Genomic DNA, 767 nt, shown 5'->3' on the forward strand with positions numbered 1-767 from the left:
AATTCAGCAAAAAAGAAAGTCGAACAAGGCGAATCAGGGCGACCCCTATAAGCGGTTTTGTTACATCATCTTTCATTACTACTATCACCTTAGTGCTTCGAGATCGCCGCCTTTCGTCGCCAGGGTCACCTGTTCTTTGACGTTGGGCAGCAAAATGAAGAACCCGATCGTCATCTCTATACTGGTGGTCGGGCTACTTGTTGGTGGCGGCTATCTCCTGACGAGACCGACACCTTTGGCTGAGATTCCACAGTCGGAGCGATGCGCGGAGATGTGCGATCGCCGGGACAGCGGATCGATTCGCAACCTTGAGGGTAAGACCAAGCAGGAGATTCGCCGGATTCTTGGGGACCCGCAGAACCACGACGATGAAGGTGAGGTCTGGATTTGGCTCTTCCAGTGGGATGACTACAAGGCGAGAGGACTTCCCACCGATTGGAGGACGATGGCTTCCAACTCACCTGGGGACGGGCTTTGGATCGGATTCGATTCGAGTGATCGAGCGTCGACCTTTCTCTATTCCCTATCGGCTGCCGATCCACCTGCTGGCAGGCATTAGCCGAAGAACAACCAAGCCCAACAAGGCACTGGAGGACGACCCCTGTCAGCGGCTTTGTTGAATTCTTGCCGCCAGCTTCGGGGTAAGCGCCCAACAGAACCCCTCTATTCAAGCGGGGCATAAGTGCCATAGACTGGAGATCTATGGCATCTACGTCTGAAACCACCGCTACTTCCACTATCATCAAAAGCGACCGTATCGGCCGGAC

1 protein-coding gene is annotated in these 767 nt (G+C 54.2%); it reads left to right on the forward strand.

Annotation, left to right across the window (positions count from 1 at the left end; all coding sequences use genetic code 11):
- A partial coding sequence (locus tag ACFQY0_RS21220) for a hypothetical protein (RefSeq protein WP_379717066.1) occupies nt 1-559 on the forward strand: 559 nt, incomplete at its 5' end.
- Nucleotides 560-767: the final 208 nt, after the last annotated feature.

This window comes from Haloferula chungangensis, from assembly GCF_042664875.1.
Lineage (GTDB): Bacteria > Verrucomicrobiota > Verrucomicrobiia > Verrucomicrobiales > Akkermansiaceae > Haloferula > Haloferula chungangensis.